Annotated in this window: 5 protein-coding genes; all 5 read left to right on the forward strand. The window is 63.2% G+C overall.

The genetic code is table 11. The annotated features are described in order from the left end of the window. On the forward strand, positions 1-252 hold a 252-nt coding region (locus VD811_04635), incomplete at its 5' end, for a NifB/NifX family molybdenum-iron cluster-binding protein (protein HXV20267.1). A 65-nt stretch (positions 253-317) separates the two neighbouring features. After that, the gene (gene fdxB / locus VD811_04640) at positions 318-587 is read left to right on the forward strand and encodes a ferredoxin III, nif-specific (GenBank protein HXV20268.1); all 270 of its coding nucleotides are present in this window, start codon (positions 318-320) and stop codon (positions 585-587) included. A gap of 55 nt (positions 588-642) precedes the next feature. Beyond that, on the forward strand, positions 643-1,014 hold the full coding sequence (locus VD811_04645; GenBank protein ID HXV20269.1) for a NifB/NifX family molybdenum-iron cluster-binding protein: 372 nt from the start codon (positions 643-645) through the stop codon (positions 1,012-1,014). A 326-nt stretch (positions 1,015-1,340) separates the two neighbouring features. After that, positions 1,341-2,198, forward strand: coding sequence for a radical SAM protein (locus VD811_04650; protein ID HXV20270.1), 858 nt, complete (start codon positions 1,341-1,343; stop codon positions 2,196-2,198). Between the two features lie 85 nt (positions 2,199-2,283). Beyond that, positions 2,284-2,779 (forward strand): molybdate ABC transporter substrate-binding protein (gene modA, locus VD811_04655; protein HXV20271.1); only part of this gene is annotated, 496 nt, incomplete at its 3' end.

The raw sequence follows: 2,779 nt of genomic DNA on the forward strand, positions 1-2,779 counted from the left end.
GACGACGAAGCCGACCGGATCGAAGCCCGCTGTGCCGGCCTGGCTGACTGCGCGCTGGTCTACGTCGCCGAAATCGGTGGCCCGGCGGCCGCCCGCCTGGTGGCCAAGAAGATTCACCCGATCAAGAGCAAGGAACGGGAGCCGATAGCCACCGTCGTCGAAAAGCTCCAGGAAGTCCTGCGCGGCAGTCCTCCCCCCTGGCTGCGCAAGGCGATGTTGAAGGGGGAAAGACCCGGATTTGTAGAACGATAACCGACAATTCGTCCCATAGGACCCATATGTCCTATAGGACCTATACCCAAAAAAGGAGAATCAACATGGCTTTCTACACCGGCAAAACCAAAGGCGGCAAGGAGTGGACCCCCACCTTCATCGACGCGATCGACCACGAGAAATGCATCGGCTGCGGCCGCTGCTTCAAGGCCTGCTCGCGCAGCGTGCTCGGCCCCGAGGACCTGGAGGACGAGGAGTCCGAATCGGTCCGCATGGTCATGAGCATCGTCAACGCCGATAACTGCGTCGGCTGCGTCGGCTGCGGCGTGACCTGCAGCAAGAAGGCGTTCTCGTTCAAACCGCTGATGGTTTGAAACCATAGGACTCATAGGACCTACAGGACCCATAAGACTTATTACGGAGTTTTTTATGCGCATCGCCATCGCATCGAAATCGGGCACCGAGGTCGACCAGCACTTCGGCCATGCCGAACGTTTCCTGATCTACGACTTCAACCAGGGGAATCCCCGGCAGGTGGGCGAGGTGCAGGTGGAGAAGTACTGCTCCTTCGATCCCGACCACCCCTTCCGGCATAGTCAGTTCGACGCCATCGTCGAGGCCCTCCAGGGGTGCAAGGCGGTGATCACCGCCATGATCGGCGACTACCCCCGCCAGGAGCTGGAGAAGGCGGGCCTCACCCACGTCGTCGCCGTCGGACCGATCGACACCGCCCTGCGCACTGCCCACGCCGCCCTCTGCGGCTGCGCCTGCCAGGGACCGAAGAAATGCGAGAAACCGTAGGGGCAATTCATGAATTGCCCCCGCACCACACATGATTAAAAAGTGCCCTTCCAGGGTTGCAATTGCCTCAGGCATGGGCAGGAGGGGGATTGAGGGACCCTTCCTGCCCCTTTTTTTCGCCTGTCTTCAGGGGGTAAACTCTGGCACGGCGAATGCAATCTGAAAAATCAGACCAGCGGTACAAGGACGTACCCGTTACCGAACAAGGCAAGGAAGCCCCGGCGGATAATGATCCCCCCGGGGCTTTTTTAACTTCACGGGCAAAGGCGCTTTCCGTTTTCACCACGGAAGCGCCTTTTGTCGTTCAGCGGCAAAGGAGACGAGCCATGGCCACGCCCTGTCAGATGATGAAGAGACAGTCCGATCACCCCTGCTTCGGCGGCGACCACAGCAAGGCCGGCCGGATGCACCTGCCGGTGGCGCCGGGGTGCAACATCAAATGCGGCTTCTGCGAGCGCAAGTTCGACTGCGCCAACGAAAGCCGGCCCGGGGTCACCAGCCGGGTGCTCAGCCCCGAGGAAGGTCTGGAGCGGGTCAACCTGGTGCTGCGTCACCCGCAGATCGGCGCGACCATGAAGGTGGTCGGCATCGCCGGTCCCGGCGACCCCCTGGCCAACCCCAACACCTTCAGGACCTTCCGCCTGGTCAAGGCGGCGCACCCGCAGCTGACCCTCTGCCTCTCCACCAACGGCCTGCTGCTGCCGGAGAAGGTCGACGAGATTCTGGAGCTGGGGGTGCACAGCGTCACCGTCACCGTCAACGCCCTCACCCCGGAAACCGGGGCGAAGGTCTACGAATGGGTCAACCTGCACGGCCGGCGCCTGCAGGGGGAGGAAGGGGCGGCGGTGCTCCTCGAGCGGCAGCTCGAAGGCATCCGCGCGGTGGTAGCGGCCGGCCTGCTGGTCAAGATCAACTCGGTCTACATCCCCGGCGTCAACGACCATGAAACGCTGCCGCTGGCAGTCAAGGCGCGGGAACTGGGGGCGACCATGATGAACATCCTGCCGGTGATCCCCATCGGCCGCTTCCGCGACGTCGAGCCCCCTTCCGAAGCAGTGATGGAAATGGTGCGCAACCAGGCCGAACTGATCCTCTCCCAGGCCCGCCACTGCAAGCAGTGCCGCGCCGACGCGGTGGGGCTGATCGGCAGGGATCTGGATCTGGCGACGCTGCAGGCGGGGTGAGCGGGCTGGGGCACGGCGCGCCGTGCCCCTACCACCGTCTCCTAAGATGTGCTACTCTCCTTCGGCCACTCTGGAGAGAACCACCATGCTGAGAAAAGCCGGTCTACTACTGATCTTGTTTTCTTTGTGCTTAGCTTCCGTTGCGGTGGCCGGTGCTATCCGCCTCTCCGTCGCCGTTAGTCTCACCGACGCGATGAACGAAATCTGCGCCGACTATTCCAGGGCACATCCCGGCACGGCCTGCCGCCCCAATTATGGCGGATCGGGCACCCTGGCCAAGCAGATTGCCGCCGGCGCCCCGGCCGATCTCTTCATCTCGGCCAATCCGCAGTGGATCGAGTTCCTGGTCGGCGAAAAGCGGCTTGCAGTCGATACGGTGGGGATTCTGGCCGCCAACACCCTGGTCTTCGTCGGGCCGAAGGGGCGGGCATCCTCACTGGCCGACCTGCCGAAACTGAAGCGCATCGCCATCGGCAGCCCGCGGAGCGTTCCGGCCGGCCAGTACGCCGAGGAGGCGATGAAGAAAGCCGGCGTTTACGACACGCTCGCGGCGGCAGGCAAACTGGTCATGGCCCAGGACG

It is taken from the genome of Desulfuromonadales bacterium, from assembly GCA_035620395.1.
Classification (GTDB): Bacteria; Desulfobacterota; Desulfuromonadia; order Desulfuromonadales; family DASPGW01; genus DASPGW01.

What these genes read in the sequence shown, in the direction of transcription:
- fdxB (HXV20268.1), top strand. Translation starts at nt 318, where the DNA reads ATGGCTTTCTACACCGGCAAAACCAAAGGCGGCAAGGAGTGGACCCCC.
- VD811_04645 (HXV20269.1), top strand. Translation starts at nt 643, where the DNA reads ATGCGCATCGCCATCGCATCGAAATCGGGCACCGAGGTCGACCAGCAC.
- VD811_04650 (HXV20270.1), top strand. Translation starts at nt 1,341, where the DNA reads ATGGCCACGCCCTGTCAGATGATGAAGAGACAGTCCGATCACCCCTGC.